Annotated in this window: 17 protein-coding genes and 1 pseudogene; 13 read left to right on the top strand and 5 right to left on the bottom strand. The window is 36.3% G+C overall.

Annotated elements, in window-relative coordinates:
* Window positions 1–54 precede the first annotated feature (54 nt).
* The 5 genes from ABMA70_RS10935 to ABMA70_RS10915 all read left to right on the top strand — a co-directional run bounded on the left by ABMA70_RS10935 (window position 55) and on the right by ABMA70_RS10915 (window position 2,941).
* Complete coding sequence (locus tag ABMA70_RS10935) at window positions 55–465, top strand: NUDIX domain-containing protein (protein WP_392993535.1); 411 nt, start codon at window positions 55–57, stop codon at window positions 463–465.
* Complete coding sequence (locus ABMA70_RS10930; RefSeq protein WP_103217665.1) at window positions 453–1,409, top strand: hypothetical protein; 957 nt, start codon at window positions 453–455, stop codon at window positions 1,407–1,409. Before ABMA70_RS10935 ends, ABMA70_RS10930 begins: the two co-directional genes overlap by 13 nt.
* Window positions 1,406–2,377 carry a hypothetical protein gene (locus ABMA70_RS10925; RefSeq protein WP_392993538.1) on the top strand — a complete coding sequence of 324 codons (972 nt, stop codon included), beginning with the start codon at window positions 1,406–1,408 and terminating at the stop codon, window positions 2,375–2,377. Before ABMA70_RS10930 ends, ABMA70_RS10925 begins: the two co-directional genes overlap by 4 nt.
* Before the next feature lie 148 nt (window positions 2,378–2,525).
* Complete coding sequence (locus ABMA70_RS10920; RefSeq protein ID WP_103217663.1) at window positions 2,526–2,738, top strand: hypothetical protein; 213 nt, start codon at window positions 2,526–2,528, stop codon at window positions 2,736–2,738.
* An 8-nt stretch (window positions 2,739–2,746) separates the two neighbouring features.
* A complete protein-coding gene (locus tag ABMA70_RS10915) occupies window positions 2,747–2,941 on the top strand; it encodes a hypothetical protein (RefSeq protein ID WP_392993541.1) in 195 nt (64 codons plus the stop codon).
* Here ABMA70_RS10915 and ABMA70_RS10910 read toward each other — a convergent pair.
* Window positions 2,938–3,837, bottom strand: a complete 900-nt coding sequence (locus ABMA70_RS10910) for a hypothetical protein (protein ID WP_392993544.1) — start codon at window positions 3,835–3,837, stop codon at window positions 2,938–2,940. The genes ABMA70_RS10915 and ABMA70_RS10910 overlap by 4 nt on opposite strands.
* Window positions 3,838–3,992: 155 nt before the next feature.
* On the opposite strand from ABMA70_RS10910, the gene trmB reads away from it, so the two are divergent.
* From trmB to ABMA70_RS10885, 5 genes and pseudogenes are all read left to right on the top strand, one after another.
* On the top strand, window positions 3,993–4,745 hold the full coding sequence (trmB, locus tag ABMA70_RS10905) for a tRNA (guanosine(46)-N7)-methyltransferase TrmB (protein ID WP_103217660.1): 753 nt from the start codon (window positions 3,993–3,995) through the stop codon (window positions 4,743–4,745).
* A gap of 20 nt (window positions 4,746–4,765) precedes the next feature.
* Window positions 4,766–6,652, top strand: coding sequence for a DNA primase (dnaG, locus tag ABMA70_RS10900; RefSeq protein WP_103217659.1), 1,887 nt, complete (start codon window positions 4,766–4,768; stop codon window positions 6,650–6,652).
* Between the two features lie 19 nt (window positions 6,653–6,671).
* Window positions 6,672–7,013 (top strand): annotated as a pseudogene (locus tag ABMA70_RS10895) (RNA polymerase sigma factor region1.1 domain-containing protein); the annotation flags it as partial.
* Window positions 6,987–8,423 carry an RNA polymerase sigma factor RpoD gene (rpoD, locus tag ABMA70_RS10890; RefSeq protein ID WP_233189712.1) on the top strand — a complete coding sequence of 479 codons (1,437 nt, stop codon included), beginning with the start codon at window positions 6,987–6,989 and terminating at the stop codon, window positions 8,421–8,423. The pseudogene ABMA70_RS10895 and the gene rpoD, both read left to right, overlap by 27 nt.
* A 104-nt stretch (window positions 8,424–8,527) precedes the next feature.
* The gene (locus ABMA70_RS10885; protein ID WP_103217657.1) at window positions 8,528–11,662 is read left to right on the top strand and encodes a DEAD/DEAH box helicase; all 3,135 of its coding nucleotides are present in this window, start codon (window positions 8,528–8,530) and stop codon (window positions 11,660–11,662) included.
* Here the strand turns inward: ABMA70_RS10885 and ABMA70_RS10880 are convergent.
* From ABMA70_RS10880 to ABMA70_RS10870, 3 genes are read right to left on the bottom strand one after another with little or no spacing between them, the layout of a single operon-like run.
* Window positions 11,659–12,399 (bottom strand): inositol monophosphatase family protein, encoded by a 741-nt coding sequence (locus ABMA70_RS10880; protein WP_103217656.1) that lies wholly within the window; start codon window positions 12,397–12,399, stop codon window positions 11,659–11,661. The genes ABMA70_RS10885 and ABMA70_RS10880 overlap by 4 nt on opposite strands.
* Window positions 12,400–12,420: 21 nt before the next feature.
* Window positions 12,421–13,305, bottom strand: coding sequence for a hypothetical protein (locus ABMA70_RS10875; RefSeq protein ID WP_158246847.1), 885 nt, complete (start codon window positions 13,303–13,305; stop codon window positions 12,421–12,423).
* A gap of 4 nt (window positions 13,306–13,309) precedes the next feature.
* Window positions 13,310–13,444, bottom strand: a complete 135-nt coding sequence (locus ABMA70_RS10870; protein ID WP_255407613.1) for a hypothetical protein — start codon at window positions 13,442–13,444, stop codon at window positions 13,310–13,312.
* Between the two features lie 200 nt (window positions 13,445–13,644).
* On the opposite strand from ABMA70_RS10870, the gene ABMA70_RS10865 reads away from it, so the two are divergent.
* The 3 genes from ABMA70_RS10865 to ABMA70_RS10855 are packed head-to-tail and all read left to right on the top strand — an operon-like array spanning window position 13,645 to window position 19,250.
* Window positions 13,645–14,589 carry a methylenetetrahydrofolate reductase gene (locus ABMA70_RS10865; protein WP_103217654.1) on the top strand — a complete coding sequence of 315 codons (945 nt, stop codon included), beginning with the start codon at window positions 13,645–13,647 and terminating at the stop codon, window positions 14,587–14,589.
* The gene (gene metH / locus ABMA70_RS10860; RefSeq protein ID WP_392993550.1) at window positions 14,589–18,263 is read left to right on the top strand and encodes a methionine synthase; all 3,675 of its coding nucleotides are present in this window, start codon (window positions 14,589–14,591) and stop codon (window positions 18,261–18,263) included. Before ABMA70_RS10865 ends, metH begins: the two co-directional genes overlap by 1 nt.
* A 9-nt stretch (window positions 18,264–18,272) precedes the next feature.
* Complete coding sequence (locus ABMA70_RS10855; RefSeq protein ID WP_103217652.1) at window positions 18,273–19,250, top strand: glycosyltransferase; 978 nt, start codon at window positions 18,273–18,275, stop codon at window positions 19,248–19,250.
* Between the two features lie 22 nt (window positions 19,251–19,272).
* Here ABMA70_RS10855 and ABMA70_RS10850 read toward each other — a convergent pair whose 3' ends face one another.
* The gene (locus ABMA70_RS10850) at window positions 19,273–20,985 is read right to left on the bottom strand and encodes an ABC transporter ATP-binding protein (RefSeq protein ID WP_103217651.1); all 1,713 of its coding nucleotides are present in this window, start codon (window positions 20,983–20,985) and stop codon (window positions 19,273–19,275) included.
* Window positions 20,986–21,063 lie beyond the last annotated feature (78 nt).

The following is a 21,063-nucleotide window of genomic DNA, read 5'->3' as shown; positions in this document are numbered from 1 at the left end:
ACCTCCAAATTTGCCCAAGGCATTGAAATTAAATTTTTTTGCTATAATAAACCTATGAATACGCGTCATAAAAAGGTTCAGATTGTCACTATGCACAATGATTTAAAGGCCATTCTTCTTCTTGAGATGAAGGAAGATCGTGGCTTTGGTTGGCAAAATGTAACAGGATCTGTTGAGCCTGAAGAAGATATTTTTACAGCTGCCAAACGTGAGCTACTTGAAGAGACTTCAATTAGTGCTGCAGAAATAATTCAACTAGATCAAAAATTTGAATTTCATGATCGCTGGAACAAGGATGTGACGGAGTATTGCTTTCTTGCAAAAACCAATCAGAAAGAAGTCATCATTTCCCCACAAGAACATCAAGGCTACAAATGGGTTTCATTTGATCAAATAACAAAGAAGGATTTTAAGTACGAAAGTAACTTCATTGCATTTCAAAAGGCCCTTGAATGTCTCGACTAATTAAATTCATCATCACTTGTCTGCTTATTCAACAAACATGTGTGGCCCAAAGCTCTTCTGACAAGCTGTTTGAAGACTTACGAAGAATTAATCTGAAAGAGGAAGCTGTTAAAACAAAGGCGAAACCACGCTTTAAATACATAAAGAATAATTTAAAGGCGAAGACTTTTCGAAGTGTTATTTTGGCAAATTCATTAATTGAGTCACTTGATGGAAAAAGTTACTATCGCATAAAAGAGAATACAATCATTAGAACTAAAGAAGTATCACCGGGTTCACGCTATTTCTTTATCCTTCCAAGTGATGGAAATGAAGATAATGTGAAGTACGTTACCTTAAGTACGAACCTAGATCATTTAGAAACAATTTTAACTTTCAACAATGAGAAATTTACTCCTTTTAAACAAGATAAATTCAAAGCAATCGAATACGATAAGAAGCAAATACATACTTATACACAGATAAGAGCAGGATTAGGGAGCTCCACACCAAACTTCTTTCTTGATAATATTTCACTATCAAGCACCACTCTTGCTTTAGAAGCTGGAGTTGAAACGTTTACAAATATCCCTGTCTTTCTTATTGCTGAATACCTAGCACAAAATAGTGGCCAAGAAGTCCAACTCACATCTTTTTCAATAGGACTACGAACAGAATATCGTTATCACATAAATGAAAAGTCGTTTATTGGCGCCGGCCTTAGTGCCCAACGATCACTCTACACTTCAGCAACAATTGATAATTCTAAAGTAGATTACACAATCGATTCATTTGGTATCAATGTAAATTACAATTATGCAAAATACTTTGTAAGCTTAGACCTTAAAATGCAAAATTATGCATTTGATTCAAGTGTCGTACTACCAGCTGCAAACCTTACTAATGATAATTCTGCGACAGCTATTAGCTTTAATATTGGCAAGGAATTTGAGGTTTCAATATGATCAAAAAGCTAGTCTTCATTATACTTTTGACAACTTCTGTCTTTGCAACAAATGGAATCATTCGCGTCCATGAAGCCCCTGTTGTCAGCAAGCCAAATGAAGATGGCCACATCCTAATGAAATTGAGAAAAGGTACCAAAGTTTACTTGCATCCAAACTACTTGAACGAAGAGGACTACTACGTAACTCTTACGAGAGATGGAAGAAAAGCCTATATTAGAAAGGACTTTATTAAGCTGATTTTAAATAATGAATCAGAAGATCTCGGCAACACTATTTATGTTAAAAATGATCCAACTGATTATGTTATTGCAGAACCTCTTCCTGATGAATATCCATTAAAGGGGCGCCCTCTTCATCGCGCCCAATTTGATCTCATCTTTAAAAAAGGTGTCTCTTCTCGTTATGCCTACAACTCTGAAGTTCAGCAAGAAAGTACAGGTTTTGAAGGAAGCTTAAATGTGAAGTACCTAAGCCCAGCAACATTTGATGATGGGAACCGCCTCTACTACGGCTTTTTCGGAGGTGTTACGACAGGGCAAGCGGAGTATCGACTTAATGGCGATATCTTCACAACAGAGAGTAATATTCACTACTCGTTTGGGCCAGTTGTTTCATATACGTTTCACAAGAGACAGTATTTTGAAATCGAATCAATGCTACAAGTTGGACTCAATTACCAAAGACGATTTGTTAATCAAGATGATGAAACAAATGGAATTGCAGAAGAGAAACTATTTAGTGGTCTATTTTTTAATGCAAGACTTTCAATAAATTTATCCCATAAAAGAATCTTCGATTCTTCCACATTTTACCTTTATCATGGCCCTGTTATCGACATTCGACTTCCATCAACACTTGAGTCAGATGGTCAATTTACAAATTCTCAATTATGGCCAGACAATAAAATCTCAACAGACCTAGAAGGAACTTTTGGATATAATGTTGGATTAACCTATCGTTACTAGCCTTTCGGCATTTCTCTAGAGGCCATCGGCAAAAAATTCCGTTCATAAATAGTGCTCACTTTTTTTTAAAAGAAAAAATTAAAGCGACGATAAAGTTAGTGTCATTGTTTTAGCAAGGATTGCAAAAACTATTTCAGGAGGATGATTTATGACAATTCAACACAAAGGTACAGAAGTTCTTTTTCAAAAACTAGGTAACAACTGGTTTATCTTTGCAGAAATCAACAACGAAGTAATTTATTCGACAATGCCTGATGGTATGGATCCGTATTCAACAAAACTAGAGTTATATGAAGTAATTGAGGAACACATGAAAAGAGTTTCTACAATGAAAAAAGGTGCAGCTGAAGCAGTTGCTTAGGAATTCTCATGGGTGTTAAAAAATATACTCACTTATTTAAGGGTGCTGACTCACGTGAAAACGCAGCACCTACTGCCCCTCAAGGCAATAAGAAGATGAAGCAAGAAGTTGAACAACTTCAAAAGCTCATTCAAAAGCGTTTAGAAAATCCACAAGAAGCAAAGAAAGCAGCTCGTCTTATTGAGCAAATGTTAAAAGGTTAATTTCGATTGAAGTTGGCAACAGCTTCAATTAGACCCTTTAGCTCACATTGCTTTAAAACCTGGACGACTTCTGTATTCACATTATAGATCTTACAACTCTCTCTTTCGTCCAAGACAAGGTTTTGTCCGACAAAACTTCTAGTAAAGTTATTATAGGATTGGCTTTCCATTTTTTTCATTCCTAAAATCAAAGCTCGATAGAGTCTCTTATTAGTTTTTCTCACATAGAGATAAACTGGATAACGATAGTAGATAAAGTTTTTTGTATCGATGAGAAGGTTCTCTTTTTGGTTGAGCACTTCAATAAATGCTTCAGAAACTCCCCTAAGAGTATAGTCTGCTCGACTATCAGTTAGTGCACCGTAGATGTCATCAAATGTCTCAACTGCAATTAGTTTAAACTTAGATTTTTCTAATATTTTATAATCGCGCCAATTCTTATTAAATGATACACGCTTTTTCTTATACTCTTCAGGGGATTTTATCGCTTCAAATTTCATGCGATCTTTATACTCATAAACCGGCAAGCGAAGTCCCATCAAACCAGATAAGATCGGGGCCTCTATTTTTTTAAAATCTGCTAAATCCCAATTTTCAGAAGGAGAATAAATAATATCACCTTTCTTATAAGCTCCCGACTCCACACATTCTTTCTCATTTCCGCACTCAAGGCTCTTAACTTTAAAATCACCGAAGTCACTTCGAGAAAGTGTTAATATCTCCTCTAGAAAATAGCGAAAATACAGATGTCGATAATGTCCTTGAATAATACTAACTTCATGTTCCTTATAAGTGGGAGTAGGATCAATAGAAGCTGGCCCTCTGCTCATTGCATCGAAGGCATGGGCCACTTGAGAGAGATGAAAAATTAGAAATAGTTGCAAAATAAACTTCATACTACAGTTTCCATAGCTTTTGAGTTAATTAATACTTAATTATCCCTAATATTTATTTATGAATACCTCTTCAAAACCTTGTAGAAAGGTTTTAAAGCCTTGCCTGAGCGCCTTCAATTTGATAACTAGGTGCAATAATCATTTAGGAGTATAAGTTGCCAGTAAAATCAGACGCTCAAGAAGCGACAAACGATCCATTTGCGTACAAACAAGACCAAGACAAGTCATTTGCTAAGGACTTTCAGTACAAGCACCGCAACCCTTACCATGATAAGTTAGAGGAATTTAGTGAATTTGTTCTAAGAGATGAAGAAGCTGAAGTTCACCGTGGTAATTGGAACAAAGAAGTGTTCACGCAAGATGGCGAGTTATGCCTTGAGATCGGAACTGGATACGGCCACTTTATGCTTCAATACTGTGATGCTTATAGAGACCAAAACTTTGTTGGTTTAGATTATCGTTTTAAGAGAAGCTACGCCTTAGCTAAGAAGTTAAAGTCACTTCCATATCGTAATTTTAAATACTTAAGAGCTAAGGGTGAAAGAATCGAACACCTTTTTGCAGAGAATGAATTAGATAAAGTATTCTACTTCTTCCCTGATCCATGGCCAAAGGCGCGTCATCACAAGAAGAGGCTATTTCAGCTTCCTTTCCTTGAGAGAGCATACAAAGTTATTAAGCCAGGTGGATATTTCTTTGTGAAGACTGATCACGATGGTTATGCGGAGTGGATGAAGGAAGTTATCGAGAAACAGGACCTATTTGAGCTTGAACTCGAGACAAAAGATCTATGGAACGATGCTCCAGATCACCTACTTTGCCAATTTAAAACAAAGTTTGAGAAAATATTTATCGAGCAAGGTGTAAATATTAAGGCTTTTGTTCTAAAATCCAAAAAAGCAAATTAATAAGCTAGGTTAGCACACACATGTCATTACAAAGACTGCGCGAAAAGATCGTCAATGAGATCCCGATTTCTGATTTAATCGAGCGCTATGGTGTGCACTTAGTTCGCAAGGGCAACAATCTTTATGGGGTCTGTCCATTTCACGACGACACAAATCCTTCGATGTCTGTTGTTAACGACAAGAAGATCTATAAATGCTTCTCATGTGGAGCAGGTCACAGTCACTTCGACTTCGTTATGAATCTTCAAAACCTCGAATTCATCGAGGCCATGAAAGATATCTGCGATAAGTTTGGTATCGATTTCGACTCTTATACAAATACTAAAGAAAAGTCGAAAGAGTTCATTTATGCTGAAAAAATTCTTAAAGTTGCATCAACTATCTACTTTCAGTCAGGGCGAAACCTCAAGCCTGAGCAGTATTTAGACTTTTTAAAGAATCGTCATTTAAGCAATGAAATTGCAGATCTCTATCAACTAGGATTTGCTCCTAAAAAAAATAGCATCTACGACTATATATGTTCTCTTCCGGCCAAAGACCGTGGAGAGATTCTACAGACGGCCCTGAAAATTGGTATCGTTAAATATAATGCCGACAACAAGTCCCATTATGATACTTTTCGTGAACGCATAATGTTTCCGATTTGGGACCATTACGGTAAAGTTATCGGCTTCACTAGCCGACGAATTCATGAATATCAACACGCTAAGTACATGAATTCTATAGAGTCGTTCATCTTTAACAAGAGAAACCTACTCTATGGCCTCCATCTTGCAAAATCATTCATTAGAAAGCGCGATAGCGTGATTATAGTTGAAGGAAATATGGACCAAATTGCAAACTACAAGAAGGGTTTTGAAAATAGTGTCGCAATCATGGGGACGGCCCTTGGCGATAACTCTCTTCGTACGCTTAAGTCCATGACAAAGAATATTTATCTTTCGCTTGATAATGATGAAGCTGGTTTTAAGGCTTCACAGAGGGCCAATCGCCAGTTTCTTGAAACAGGTATTATCCCTAAGTTTGTCGATCTAAATCCCCATAAAGATCCGGACGACTTCCTTGAAAAGGAAGGTATCATTGCCTATCAAGACAGAATTGATAACGCTGTTCCATTTATTGACTATGAATTTTCAAAATTACTACCAGATCGTAAGATTGAAATTCTCGATGAAAAACTAGCTCTTCTAAAACAGGCATTTGATCTTGTATCTCCACTAGGTAAAGACCTGAACGCTATCGAAAGACTTGTTAGCTGGGCCAAAAAACTTAATCTTGAATCAAGTAAAGACAGTATTATCGAGAATTATGAAGATTTCTTAAAAAATGAGAAATCTCCAGCCTTTAAGCCGGCCATTGAAGAGAATCCACCAATGGAAATGGTTCCAGCTGAGTTTGACGAAGACTATATGGCAAGTTTCATCGAAAGTGATGCAAGTGTGATGCCAATAATGGATGAAGTTGAAGCTCCAATCTCAAAAACGGAGAAGACTTTACTGCTTGCTATCGTTGAACATCCGGATTGTCTTGAGTATGATGAAATGACCGATCTGCTTGATTTTATGCACTCAGATAGGGTAAAAGAATATATTTTAAATCTGAAAAATTTAATCTTTGAAATAGATGAGAGGGAATTTAAAAACTTTGCGCTTTCGAGTTCTTCCAAATTCGGCCTACATGAAATAATCGATGAGGGCATAAAGAAATACAAAGGAATCAAACTAGAAAAAGAGGGAGCGTTTAAAATTATTAAAGACCTTAAAACAAAACTTGAAAGAGTTAGTCTAGAAGAAGAAATTGGTCGCTTAGATTCTGAGAGAAGTAATATTACAACTCAAGAAGAAGAAACTAAGTTGAATGAAAAGATTTTTAAAATCCGAAGAAAGCTTCACGCTTTAAAAAAGTAAAAGACTGGAGAAACCAAACATGTCAAGTGCTGCACAATTTTTAAAATCAAAGGGTTTCGAAAAACTTATCGCTCGCGGTAAGGATCAAGACTCTCTAACTCCAGAAGAAATTAACGATGCTATTCCAGCAAGTTTAATTGCTCCTGAAGAACTTGACCTCATTATGCTAGCTATCAGCGAATCAGAGATTGAAGTAACTGATCATGAAGTTGAAGAGGAAGATGAAGGAATCAAGCTTGACGGTACAGAAATTATTGAAGAGACGCTTTCAAAAGAAGAGAGAGCTGAACTTAGAAGTGCCTCAACTGATCCTGTAAAATTATATTTAAAGAGAATGGGTTCTGTTGCCCTTCTTACAAGAGAAGGCGAAGTTGTAATTGCAAAAGAAATCGAAGAAGGTGAAAGAGAAATTATTCTTTCTTCACTTAAATCGTCTCACGCGATTGCAGAAATCATTAACCTAAAAGATCGTATCAATGAACTAGAAAACCCAACTGAGTTCGTAAGAGAGCTTGTACGTGGTCTTGATGATGAATCAACACAAAAAGACATTGATAAGGTTAAGAAAACAATCATCAATGTATGTGATGAGCTTAAAGAAATCTATGACTCTTCACTAAACGAAGATGATGGAACTCTTGATAAATTTTCAAAAACTGAAAAAACAAAAATGGACTCTATTGCAACAGAGCTTGCGGATCTTACTTTCAACAGAAAGATCATCAATAGCTTCGTTGAGCCAGTTAAGAAGTACTACCTACAATTTAAAGATCTTTACGAGCAACAAGATCGTATCTTTAAATTCCTAGAAGTAGAAACAATTGAAGCTTACCGTGATCTTCATGAAAAGATTATGGAAGACGATGCATTCAAACGTGCATTCGCTAAAGAGCTTTACACAACTGATGCAAAGGTAGAGCAACTAGTTCGTAACCAAGAAGATATTCTAAGAAAACTAAGAAGACTATCACAAGAAGCTGGAATGAGCTTTGATGATATCGAAACAGTTTACAAGATTATCACTAATGGTGAAGAAAGAGCTGACCGCGCGAAGGCTCAACTAGTTGAAGCAAACTTAAGACTTGTTGTTTCTATTGCTAAGAAATATACAAACCGTGGTCTACAATTCCTTGATCTAATTCAGGAAGGTAACATCGGTCTTATGAAAGCTGTTGATAAATTTGAGTACCGTCGTGGTTATAAGTTCTCAACTTATGCAACTTGGTGGATTCGTCAGGCCATTACTCGTGCCATTGCTGACCAAGCAAGAACAATCCGTATCCCAGTTCACATGATTGAAACAATCAACAAGATGGTTAGAACTCAAAGACAACTTATCCAAGAACTTGGGCGTGAGCCAACTCCAGAAGAAATTGCTGAGAAGATGGAAATGCCAGTTGATAAGGTTAAGAAAGTTCAAAAGATCTCTAAAGAGCCAATCTCTCTTGAAACACCAATTGGTGAGGAAGAGGATTCTTCTCTAGGAGACTTCATTGAAGATAAGAAAATTATTTCACCTGCAGATGCTGTAATGAGCATTACATTATCTGAGCAAACTCGTTCAGTACTTTCAACTCTTACTCCAAGAGAAGAAAAAGTTCTAAGAATGAGATTTGGTATTGGTGAGAAATCTGACCACACTCTAGAAGAGGTTGGACAAGACTTCTTCGTAACTCGTGAACGTATTAGACAGATCGAAGCAAAAGCACTTCGCAAGCTAAGACATCCTTCTCGAGCAAAACTTCTTAAGTCATATATCGAAAATAACTAAGTAATTCAGGCCCCTATTAAGGGGCCTTATTACTTGAGCTAACTAAAACTATTACATTCCTTAATTTTGCGTTATAATAAGGCTTTTAGACATAAAAGTAATATATGACACAAGAACCTGGACTCGACCTAGCAAAAAAATATTTTTCAACTCTGGCAATTTCAAAGGCCAGAAAAGTTCTCAGCCTTGGGAAGGTCTCTCTTTCATTTAAGAAAGGAAGTCTTGATGGTTACCTAATTACAACAGGTATTATCAAAGAAGACCGTCCTTATGAGTCTAAAGTTGTTTACAAGAAAAGACTTGAGGGAACTGACGAGTCTCCACTCTCAACTTCATGTGACTGTTTAGAGTGGACAAAAGAAAAGCACTGTCACCATACAGCTGCGCTCTTTATGTACTATATTGCGACAACAAACGATCAGTCAGATACAAGTACACACCTTCCACCAATTGGAGGATATGGTGTTTACCCTCTTGAGTATGGAACAATTCTTAGTGGACCACACGAGCTAGAAAATGCGCCTCATGGCCCGACATACTCTACACTAAACTATTCTTTAACATCTAAGAAAACTATTGAATTCCCTATCCCTGAAAATCTTTCGGGGAAACTTGTTTTCAATATTGCTCCAAATAAAGAGCAACGTGTAGATTTTCAGGATGACTTAAAATCGAGTATTCGTTTTGCCTTACTCGATGATGAGGGAAAAACTCATCGAAATATTAGTATTTTTGAAAGTATATATTTATTTAATTGGGATACTGGTCATTTATATTCGCTACCAAGTGAACTAAAAGAGTTCTTTTCGACTCTAAGATCAAACTTAACATCATATAAAATCGATGATGCCTTAAATCTGGCTTATTCAGAAAGGCTAGAAAAATATATCGCATTTGAAGTTGAAGGAAACCAATTCGATATTTCAAGTATTGAGTCTCCTGACTTAAGAATTTATATAAACAACTCTCAAAGAAAGGGTTACAACAACTTCTCAATTGAATTTTTCAATAAGGAAGATAAGAGGACTAGGCCTCCACAATTTATGGCCTCTCTCACTTTTGAAGGTGGCTATCTTGATCTTTTTAGAAAGAAGATTGAAGCCTATCACTTCCTAAGAGAAGTTCAACACTACTTTGAAACAGGTGTTGATAGTTATAAAAAGTCACTATCAGGAAAATCGAAAAAGTCTTCGTGGATTCGCCTTATTTCAGAAGTTGTTAGTAAAGACTATACGCTGAGCTTTGATCACGAAAATCATAAGCTTTATAAATATGATAATAAGCTTCAACGCCTTTTATTTAAAGTCATGGTAACAGAGTTTGGAGATCACTTTTTCCGCTACTCTTACCTTTACAGAGATACTAATGAAGTTATCTTTCAGGTATCAATGTCGCAAATCACTCAAGGTCTTTCTAAGTTATTTACGGTAACAAAACCTTACGGTGTTGAAATTTTCTATAATAATAATGAAATCAAAAACTGGAACTCGCGAATACGCTTTGAAAGAAAGCAAATTGGGCGCTCAGGTTGGTTTGATTTAGAACTAGAAATAAATGACGTCGACCAAGAAGTCCTCAAGAACGTCGATTTGGACAATAGTATTGCCATTACTAAAGATGGTGTCATCTTACTAAACAATGAGCAAAAAGATCTTTTAAAATTTGTACAAAAATATACAAAATTTGAAGCAAAAGAAGAGATACAAGATGGAAAATTTAAAAAATTTATCTTACCTTTTTCTCGTGCCAGAATTTTTGAATTATTTGAACTTAAGAAAATTGGTCTAGAAGGAGCGCTTACAGAAGAAGAAATTGCGCTTTGTGAAAGACTTCAAAATCTAGAAGGTATTCCAGACTACCCTATCTCTGAACATCTAGGTTCAACTCTTAGGGCATACCAAAAGACTGGTTACAATTGGCTTAAGTTCCTTCATGAAAATAAGCTTGGGGCCTGTCTTGCAGATGACATGGGTCTTGGTAAGACAATTCAAACAATCGCCTTTATTGAGAGTATCTACGATAAGATCGATAAAGTTTTAATTGTTTGTCCAGTTTCCCTACTACTTAACTGGGAAAATGAATTTAAAAAATTCTCGGATATCGATGTTCATATCTTCCACGGTGCAGACAGAGAATTACCTGAAGATAGCAAAGCGAAAGTAATCCTAACTTCATATGGAATCTTAAAAAGAGAACTTGAAGCTGAATTTGAAGAATCACATTATGATGTACTCGTTCTGGATGAAGTTCAGCACCTTAAAAATATGCGCTCACTTGGAGCGTCATCTGCAAGAAAAATCAATGCAGACTTTAGAATCTGCCTAACGGGTACACCTGTTGAAAACGATCTTGCTGAATTCTTTAATATTATTGATCTTAGTATACCTGGTATCTGGGGAGATCTAAGATTCTTAAGATCTAGCTCTACTCCTAAATCAAGAGTATACGCGAGAAAAACTGCCGCCCCATTTATCCTTAGGCGTACGAAGAATCAAGTTCTCACAGACCTTCCTCCTAAAATAGAGAATAATGTTCTCCTTAGTTTTGATGAAGGCGAAGACGAGTTTTACAAAAACAAATTACAATCAATTAAAGATAATATTAATAATGCTCCTAAGAACAAGAAGTATGGAGAAATTCTCAAAGGGCTTCTTGAATTACGTCAAAGTTGTCTGTGGCAAAATCATAGCAATAAAACGACAAAGGATATTAGAAGTCTTACTTCAACAAAAGTTGACTACCTAATTGAAAGTTTAGAACAAATCGTTGAAGAAGGTCACCAAGTTATCGTCTTCTCACAATTTACGACTTATCTTGATATCATTGGTTCTGCTTTTGATAGCCAATGTTGGAAGTATTCTCGAATTGATGGTTCTCTGAATGTTAAGAAGAGACAAGCAGCAGTAGATGAATTCCAAAGTGGGAAAACAAAGCTTTTCCTTATTTCTCTAAAGGCCGGGGGTGTTGGTCTTAACTTAACAGCAGCAAGCTATGTCTTCATTATGGATCCTTGGTGGAACCCAGCTGTTGAATCTCAAGCGATCGACAGAGCTTATCGTATTGGTCAGAAAAATACTCTAAACGTATTTAGACCTATTATTAAAGGTTCAGTTGAAGAGAAAGTCTTAAAATTACAAGATATCAAACGTGAGCTATTCAAAGAACTTCTTCCTGAAGATGATGAAGAACTATTCAGCGGAAAACTCACAATGAAAGATTTTGAAGAGTTATTTAACTAAGAATTTTTTAAACGATTCACTTCTTTATGAACAGCTTCTTTTAACTCATCTCGACAGAAGATGAATGGTCCTTTTAACTTCTTTGTTGAAAGATCATCAATCTCATCTGAGTAGATTCCTCTAGAGTGACAAATAATTACTCCAGCAGCAATATCCCAAATATTCTTATCTCGAAATGAGATTACACATTCTGCTGCACCTGCTGCGAGAAGACCTAATTTAAATGCAATTGAACCTAGTGGAGTTATCCTGAAGTTATGCTTAAAATCTAATTTATTAGCACCCTTCTCCCACTCTGAACGGGAGATCATAATATTTACCGCCTCAGCATGAGCATGGCGACTTCCAAGTGGATATTTCACATCACTTGTAATCTCAAATCCAGTAAAAGGATTATAAATCCAACCAAAGTTTCGATCATCGTGAATATCAGCAGAATATAAAATAGCTAAAGATACAGCACATTCACCGTACCCCTTGGCAAATTCTCGAGTACCATCAATTGGGTCTAGAACAATGACAGGAAACTCAAAGCTCTCTTGGTCCTCTTCTGAAAAGAAATTAAAATCAAAATTTGATTCATGAAAAACCTTTTTCACTTGATCAGACACAAAAATATCAAATTCAGTTACAATACTCTTATCGGCCTTTCTTTCAATAGACATATCACCCCACACCATTGTGTCGAGTTTAGTATGAATACTGCTCTTTATTTCTTCTAATTCATTTCGATACATTATTGGTCCTAGTGGATATGACTATCTTATGTGAAAGACGAACTCGTGCTTAAAGGTCTTTTCTTGCTCTAAATCGATTAGTCCCTCTTTCGTATAAAAGTCATTATTTGAATCTAGAGCATCAGTAACTCCAAAGGCTGGCGCAATCCTAACAAAGTTCGCACCTGGATATGTCCAAATTGATAAATATGGAATATTCCCTAGATCTATATTAACCGACTTCTCATTTAAAATATTCTTAAGAGCGATACTCTTTGACTTAATATCCTTAAATACCATTTCTCCACCTCTAAAATTTTCTTGAGTGAAGAAAACACGACAATCTTGAACAACTTTTTTATTATCCGCATCATGAAAGTTAACTAAATCATTTTCAAGAAAATACGCTCCACGCTCTTCTTGAGTTGAAAACTCAATAAAGCAATCATCATGCCCTTCTGGTCCTAAAGGAACATTGAAAGTTGGAGCAAAGCCTAAAGAGAAGAACATTTCTTTTTTATCAAGGTTTTTAATAACAAAAGAAACTGTAAGTTTTGGCCCATAAACCATATAAGTAACTTCAATACTGTAGCGAAATGGAAATATAAGCTCTGTATCGGGGCTATTCGTATGAACGAAGGTAATTCGATCTTTACGATGATTTTTGACTTCGAATTGAAGGTCTTTAAGAAAGCCATCCTTTTGCATGTGATAGTATTTTCGACCTAACCAATACTGGTCATCCTTAAGTTTTCCTACAATTGGAAAAATTATTTGTGGCTTCCAAGGGTTTAGAGTTGGATGACCTTGCCATAGATATTCAACATATGATTCAAGATCAAATATTGATAATAGCCCAGCTCCCTGCTTCGTAACTGAAACTCTAATAAACTCACTTTCTAAATGGTAAATCTGATCCTGATTCATCAAATCATCCTCTAATAAATATGATAACAGTTTTTGGCCCATCGTGAAACTCATAAGCACCTGAATTTAGGCAATATATTTCATTGTGGAATAGATCACTCATTTCATTTGTGAAAAAAGTCCAAATATATTCGGCCATAGGTTAAAAATCCTTCAAGTTAGAAGCAAACATGATGCTTTCTAGCTCCCCCCATTTAACCTCTAAAGTTATCTAAATATTCCATTTACCTGATTCATTCGAATTAACCTAAGGCCCCAGAAAAAGGGGCCCTCGCCTTTTCTTATTGCTCATAAATGATTAAAATAAGGTGTCTAATTTACACATAGGGAAATACACGAATGAAAGTTATCGAGCACATCGACAAGGCGACGAGCCCACTTTTTAGTTTTGAAATTGTACCTCCACCAAGAGGAAAAAATATTTCAGCTGTAACGGATATCGTTAAGGAGCTCTTGCCATTTAATCCGTCATGGATTGACGTAACAGCACACTCAGCAGGAGCATATTATAACGAAAAAAATGATGGCTCAGTTGAGAGAAAGATCTACAAGAAACGACCGGGAACAGTTGGGATCTGTGGAGTTATTCAAAATCGATTTAAAATCGATACAGTTACTCACCTTTTAACTCAAGGTTTTACCAAAGAGGAGACTGAGGATGCTCTAATCGAACTTAACTACCTCGGTATTCATAATGTTTTGGCCTTACGTGGAGACGCCCTTAACTATAATAAAAAATACGATCTTTCTCGCCAAAGAAATTTCTATGCAAAAGACCTTGTTGAGCAAATTGATAACGTAAAAAAAGGTATCTATCTTGATGATATTTCAAATAGCTTACCTCTAGACTTTTCTGTTGGTGTTGCAGGCTATCCAGAAAAACACTTCGAGGCTCCAAATCTAGCGACAGACATAAAGTACCTAAAAGAGAAAGTTGATGCTGGTGCTGATTATATCGTTACACAGATGTTCTTTGATAATACGAAGTATTTTGAATTTGTTGATAAATGTCGTGAAGCTGGAATCACGTGTCCAATTGTTCCAGGAATTAAAGTCATTAAGAGCATGGGACAGCTTTCAAATGTACCGAGGCACTTCTATGTAGACTTCCCAGATGAGTTCGTAAATGAAGCGACAGAAAATTCAGAACATATTAAAGAAATCGGAATTAAATGGGCAAGAAAACAAACGGAAGAATTACTAAATGCAAATGTTCCTTCAGTTCACTTCTATGTAATGAATGATAGTGCAAATGTTTCAGAAGTTTTAAAAGGTATATATTAATGAAAGATATTCGTAGTGAATTAGAATCAACACTAAAGAATAGAATTCTTTTTCTAGATGGTGCTATGGGAACAATGGTCCAACAATACCATCTAACAGAAGAAGATTTTCGAGGAAATCGCTTTCAAGATACTAAGATAGACTTGAAAGGAAATAACGACTTATTAAATCTTACTAAACCAGAAGTTATTAAAGAGATTCATACAAAATACCTTGCTGCTGGTTCAGATATTATTGAAACAAATACTTTCTCGGCAACGAGAATAGCTCAAGACGATTATCACTTAAGTGAAATTGCATATGAACTAAATGTGGAAGCGGCCAAGATTGCCAAAGCGGCTTGTCTTGAATTCATGAAAGAAAATCCGGAGCGCAAATGTTATGTTGCAGGTGCTCTAGGTCCAACAAATAAAACAGCTTCGATTTCACCTGATGTGAATAATCCTGCTTTTAGAGGTATTACATTTGATGAACTTGTCGATAATTACTATGAGCAAACAAAAGGACTAATTGACGGCGGAGCCGATCTTCTTTTGGCTGAAACTTCATTTGATACACTAAATTTAAAAGCTGCAATTTTTGCAATGAAAAAGTATTTAGATGATAACAACCTTGATACTCCAATTATGCTCTCTGTAACTATTACAGATGCATCAGGAAGAACTCTATCAGGTCAAACTGTTGAAGCTTTTTGGAACTCAGTTGAACATGCTAGGCCATTTAGTGTTGGTATCAATTGTGCACTTGGAGCACAAGAGATGCGCCCATATATTGAAGAGTTATCAAGAGTTTCAAACTGCTTGATATCTTGTTACCCTAATGCAGGACTTCCTAATCCGTTAAGTGATACAGGTTATGATGAAAAGCCAAATGAGACAGCTGCTCTTCTTGAAGAGTTTGCAGAATCGGGGCTCGTTAATATTGTTGGAGGTTGTTGTGGAACAACTCCTGATCATATCAACGCTATTTACAATCATCTAAAAGATATCAATCCTCGCGAAAAACACGATCTCCCTAAAACGCAAAGACTTTCAGGGCTTGAACCGTTAAATCTTGATTATACAGGAGAGCGTCCATTCATCATGGTTGGAGAACGTACAAACGTGACAGGCTCACCAAGATTTGCACGCCTTATCCGTGAAGAAAACTTTGAAGCAGCTTTAGATATTGCCCGACAGCAGGTTGAGAATGGAGCAAATATCATCGATGTGAATTTTGACGAAGGTCTCCTCGACTCTAAAGCTTGTATAGTTAAATTTTTAAACCTAATTGCATCTGAGCCAGATATTTGTAAGGTTCCTATTATGATCGACTCATCTAAGTGGGAGGTCATCGAAGAAGGGCTTAAGTGTATTCAAGGAAAAGGGATTGTTAACTCAATCTCATTAAAAGAAGGTGAAGAAGTTTTTAAAGAACATGCGAAAAAGATCCTTCAATATGGAGCGGCCGTTGTTGTCATGGCATTTGATGAAAAGGGACAAGCTGCATCTAAAGAAGAAAAAGTTTCGATATGCCAACGCGCCTTTAAAATTCTAACTGAAGAAGTAGGATTCCCGGCCACAGATATTATCTTTGACCCAAATGTACTAACAGTTGGAACAGGAATTGAAGAACATAATGACTACGCGATAAACTTCATCGAAGCGGTAAGAGAAATAAAAGAAAAATGTCCAGGCGCTTTAACTAGTGGTGGTATTTCAAATATATCTTTCTCATTCCGTGGAAATAATATTGTACGCGAGGCTATGCATAGCTCATTCCTCTACCATGCGATTAAAGCAGGCCTAGATATGGGAATTGTAAACGCGGGAATGCTCGAAGTTTACGAGAACGTTGAACCTGAGCTAATGAAGAAAATTGAAGATGTCCTTTTCAACCGTTCTGAAAGAGCAACTGATGACTTAATCGAATATGCTGAAAAATTTAAAGGTGTAAAATCAAAGGCAAAAGAAGACGATTTAACTTGGCGTGAAGGAAATCTTGGAGAGCGTATCACCCACGCACTTGTAAAAGGTATCGGTAAATTCATTGAAGAAGATGTCGAACAAGCAAGACAAGAGCTAGGTGCTCCCATAAATGTCATCGAAGGCCCTCTAATGGATGGGATGAGAGTTGTAGGTGATCTGTTTGGTGCAGGTAAAATGTTTCTTCCACAGGTTGTTAAAAGTGCACGTGTTATGAAACAGGCTGTTGCATACCTTGAGCCATTTATGGAAAAGGATGCTGACGGAAAAAGTAAAAAGAATACATTTGTTATTGCAACAGTTAAAGGTGATGTTCACGATATCGGAAAGAATATTGTTGGTGTTGTTCTCGCTTGCAATGGCTATAACGTTGTTGATCTTGGGGTTATGGTTAGCTGTGAAGATATTATTAAAGCTGCCAAAGAACACGAAGCCAAATTCATTGGACTAAGTGGCCTTATCACGCCTTCACTTGATGAGATGATTCACAACGTAGCAGAGTTCAATCGTCAAGGTCTTGAAGTACCTGTTTTAATAGGCGGTGCCACGACTTCTAAAACTCATACTGCAGTAAAAATTGCACCTGAGTGTACAAGTCCTGTCGTTCACGTTGGGGATGCCTCTCAAACAGTTGGAATTTGTAATAGCCTTTTAAGTACTAATCTAAGAGATGATTTTTTAAAAGATCTTAAAGAGTCACAAAAAAGAACAAAAGAATATTTTGAAAATAAGAAAGATAGTGGCCAAGCTACGGTTTCATTAGAAGCGGCCCGTGATCACTTAAGAGTTGACCCAAGACAAACATTTGTCGAATTCACACCTCCATTCATTGGAGCTAAGAAGTTTGATGATATTAGTGTTGCTGAAATTGCAAAATATATCGACTGGTCACCTTTCTTTTGGACATGGGAACTAAAAGGTCTCTATCCTCATATCTTATCGCATAAAGATTATGGAGAAGAAGCCAAAAAACTCTATAACGAAGCTCAAAATATCCTAGACGATATTATTGAGAACAATCGCTTTTCTCCAAAATCAGTCCTAGGATTTTGGCCAGCTTATTCAAAAGATGAAGATGTTATCCTACTCGATGAAAATATGAATGAATTTGGTACTTTCAATTTCCTAAGGCAACAAAAAGAAAAGACACAAAAAGATCGCCCTTATCTATCTCTGGCCGACTACATCCTACCAAAGGGTGAAAAGCAGGATTATATTGGATCATTTGTTGTCACAATGGGAGATCAAGTTGAGAAGTATGCTAAAACTTTTGAAGAAAGTGGTGATGATTATACTTCAATTATGGTTAAGGCCGTAGGAGATCGTCTTGCTGAAGCATATGCAGAGTTAATTCACGAAAGAGCACGTCAGATGTGTGGAATCGAAGAAGAGCGTGAATTTTCTTTAGATGAACTTATTAAAGAAAAATATATTGGTATTCGACCAGCAGCTGGCTACCCTGCATGCCCTGACCATACAGAAAAAGCGAAGCTGTGGGATTTTATGAATGTACAAGAAAATACTGGCGCATACTTAACAGAGAACTTTGCGATGTATCCTGCTAGTTCAGTTTCTGGCTACATCTTCTTTAACCCTTGTGCTAAATATTTTAATATTCTAAACATTGCCCAGGACCAAATTGAGCATTACTCAAAAGTAAAAGCTCAGGACCTAGAAATAACTAAAAAATGGCTTAGGCCAATACTATAAGGAGCAGAAATGCATGTATGTATCCATCACCATAAAGTTCTTCCAGTAAAGAAATATGGTGGAATTGAAAGGGCCGTTTTTTGGCACATGCTTGAACTAGTTAGACAAGGACATCAAGTAACGTTTATTGGACCAAAAGAGAGTGAAGTAACAAAGCACGGAATCAAGCATATTGTATGGAACAAAGGCGAAGATTGGCAAAAACTTGTTCCCGATAATATCGATATTGTACACGTCTCATTTCCTGAGAAAATTAGAATCGATGTACCATACGTATTAAATGTCCAAGGGAATGGCTTCCCTGGTGAAAAGCATGATCGTAATACGGTATTTTGCTCGAAGTCACATGCAAGAAATCATAATAGTACATCTTATGTAAATAACGCTGTCGACATGAGAGAATACCCTATCAATTACACAAGTAATAAGATAACAGAAATAGAACACCTTCTCTTTCTTGCAAAAGCATCATGGCGAGTAAAAAATTTAAAGCAATCCTTAAAAATAGCTCTAAAAACAAATAAGCATCTACACATCTGTGGTGGAAACTCAATACTTGGAATCCATCCTCTTATCCACAACCATGGTATGGTTGGGGGTGATAATAAGTTGTCGATCATGCAAAAATGCGACGCCTTACTATTTCCAGTTAGATGGCATGAGCCTTTTGGAATTGCTATTATTGAAGCAATGACTCAAGGTATACCTGTATTTGGTTCTAGCTTCGGTTCACTTCCTGATCTAATCGTAAAAGGAACTGGAAGAACTTTTTATAGCCATGAAGAGATTATTCAATACTTTAAAAATGGTGCAGAAGAATTCGATCGAGACTTTATTAGAAATCATGTAATCGAAAACTATTCAATTGAAAGGTTCACAAAGGACTTTGTTGAAAAGTATAAGATTGTTTTAAATGGACAACATTTAAATGAAGAAGAACCAGAATGGATTTATCCATTTAGGGCCGGAAAACGACTACCATTCTAATCAATACCTACTGAGTATGAAGTTAAGACTTCATACTCAGTTCATATAACTTTTTATATTCGCCATCAAGGTTCATTAGTTCATCATGACGGCCTTGCTCAATCATTCTTCCATCTTTTAATACAATGATTTTGTCATAGTTCTGAATAGTTGAAAGTCTGTGTGCAACAGCAATAACTGTCTTATTTTTTGCAAGCTCATTTAACGACTGTTGAACTACTTTCTCTGATTCATTATCAAGAGCAGAAGTCGCTTCATCAAATAAGAAGACATCATTATCCTGAAGATAAGCACGAGCGATTGTTAAACGTTGTGCTTGTCCACCAGATAGTCTTACCCCACGATCACCGATAACTGTTTCTAGCCCTTCTGGAAGCTCTTTAATATACTCTATCGCATGGGCCACTTTTAATGCTTCTTGAATTTGAGCTTCATTGACTTCCTTACCTAGAGTTAAATTTTCTCTTATCGTTGTATTAAACAGAAAGATATCTTGCGAAACTAAGCCGAAATAATGGCGTAGTGATTTTAATTTGAAATCACTTGAATCAATACCATCGATTTTATAACTTCCTTTTTTAACAGGATAAAGTCCAAGAAGAACATTAATAAGAGTCGACTTACCAGAGCCTGAAAGCCCAACTAAAGCAACCTTTTCACCTTTATTAATATCAAAGCTCAAATTATTAATGACCTGATGATCACCGTAAGAGAAGTCTAAATTTGCAAAAGAAATTTTATCACTTAATTCAGAGTGCTCATTTTTACCGTCATCTTTTTCATTTTCAACTTTTAAAAATTTAAAAATACGCTTTTCCGCAGCTTGCGCCTGGCTAATTTTTAAATTTGCTTCATTTGTCTTTCTAATCGGATCTTGGATCATTGCCATAATTGCAATAAAAGTAATGAACTCACCTGTTGTCATTGCATTTCCAGTAATCTTCACCTGAGCAAAAACGATAACTGAAGAAAGGATTAGAGTTGTCATAAATTCAACTAAAGGGTGTGAAATTTGTCTCATTACTTCTGATTTCATTTGAAATTCAAAAAAGCTATTCTGATATCCTTTAAAGAAGTCTCTCGTATAGTCTTGAAGATTAAAAGCCTTGATAATTTTTTGTCCACCAACACCTTCGCCAATGACATGAGTCATATCAGAAAGTCTCGACTGAACATCTGATTGGTGTGCCTTTACTCTCTTTCCAAAGAAACCAAAAATTAAAAGCATAATAGGAAGAAGTGCAAATGTAACAAGTGTTAGTTGCCAATCAAGATAGAAGGCATATCCTAATAAAACAAATAATGTGATCGGCTCTCTTAATAATGTAAGAAGACCACTTATCCCCTGCGAGTAAATCATCGTATCATTTAAGATTGTTGAAATAACGTCACCTTGCTTAGTCGTCGTATAAAATGAAATTGGAATATCTTGAATCTTTGAATAAATCTTTGTTCTGATTTCACATACAGCATCGTTCATTGCAAATTGCATCCAATAGAAATGAAAGAAGCGAACAGGTAAATTAATAAGTGCAAGTAAACAAGCTAATCCTACAATTCCTAGAATCTCTTCAAGTGTCGATTCTGGCGAAAGTCCCTTTGTGAAAAGAGGATTAATTAGCGCCATTTGACCACCCTTAATTAAGGCCATACCAATACCGAAGATCATACTTCCGATAACTCTGGCGCGATGGCGATGGATTAGTGGCCATATATTTTTAATAGTTTCAAACATGAAAAACCCTTGCTAAATTAGATATAATTAACTTTGCTAGTTTAGAACAAAATAACTCGTTTGCACACCATGTTAGGC

Origin of the sequence: Halobacteriovorax sp. XZX-3, from assembly GCF_043196495.1 — a bacterium.
Lineage (GTDB): Bacteria > Bdellovibrionota > Bacteriovoracia > Bacteriovoracales > Bacteriovoracaceae > Halobacteriovorax_A.
This window is presented reverse-complemented; position numbering and strand designations above follow the sequence as displayed.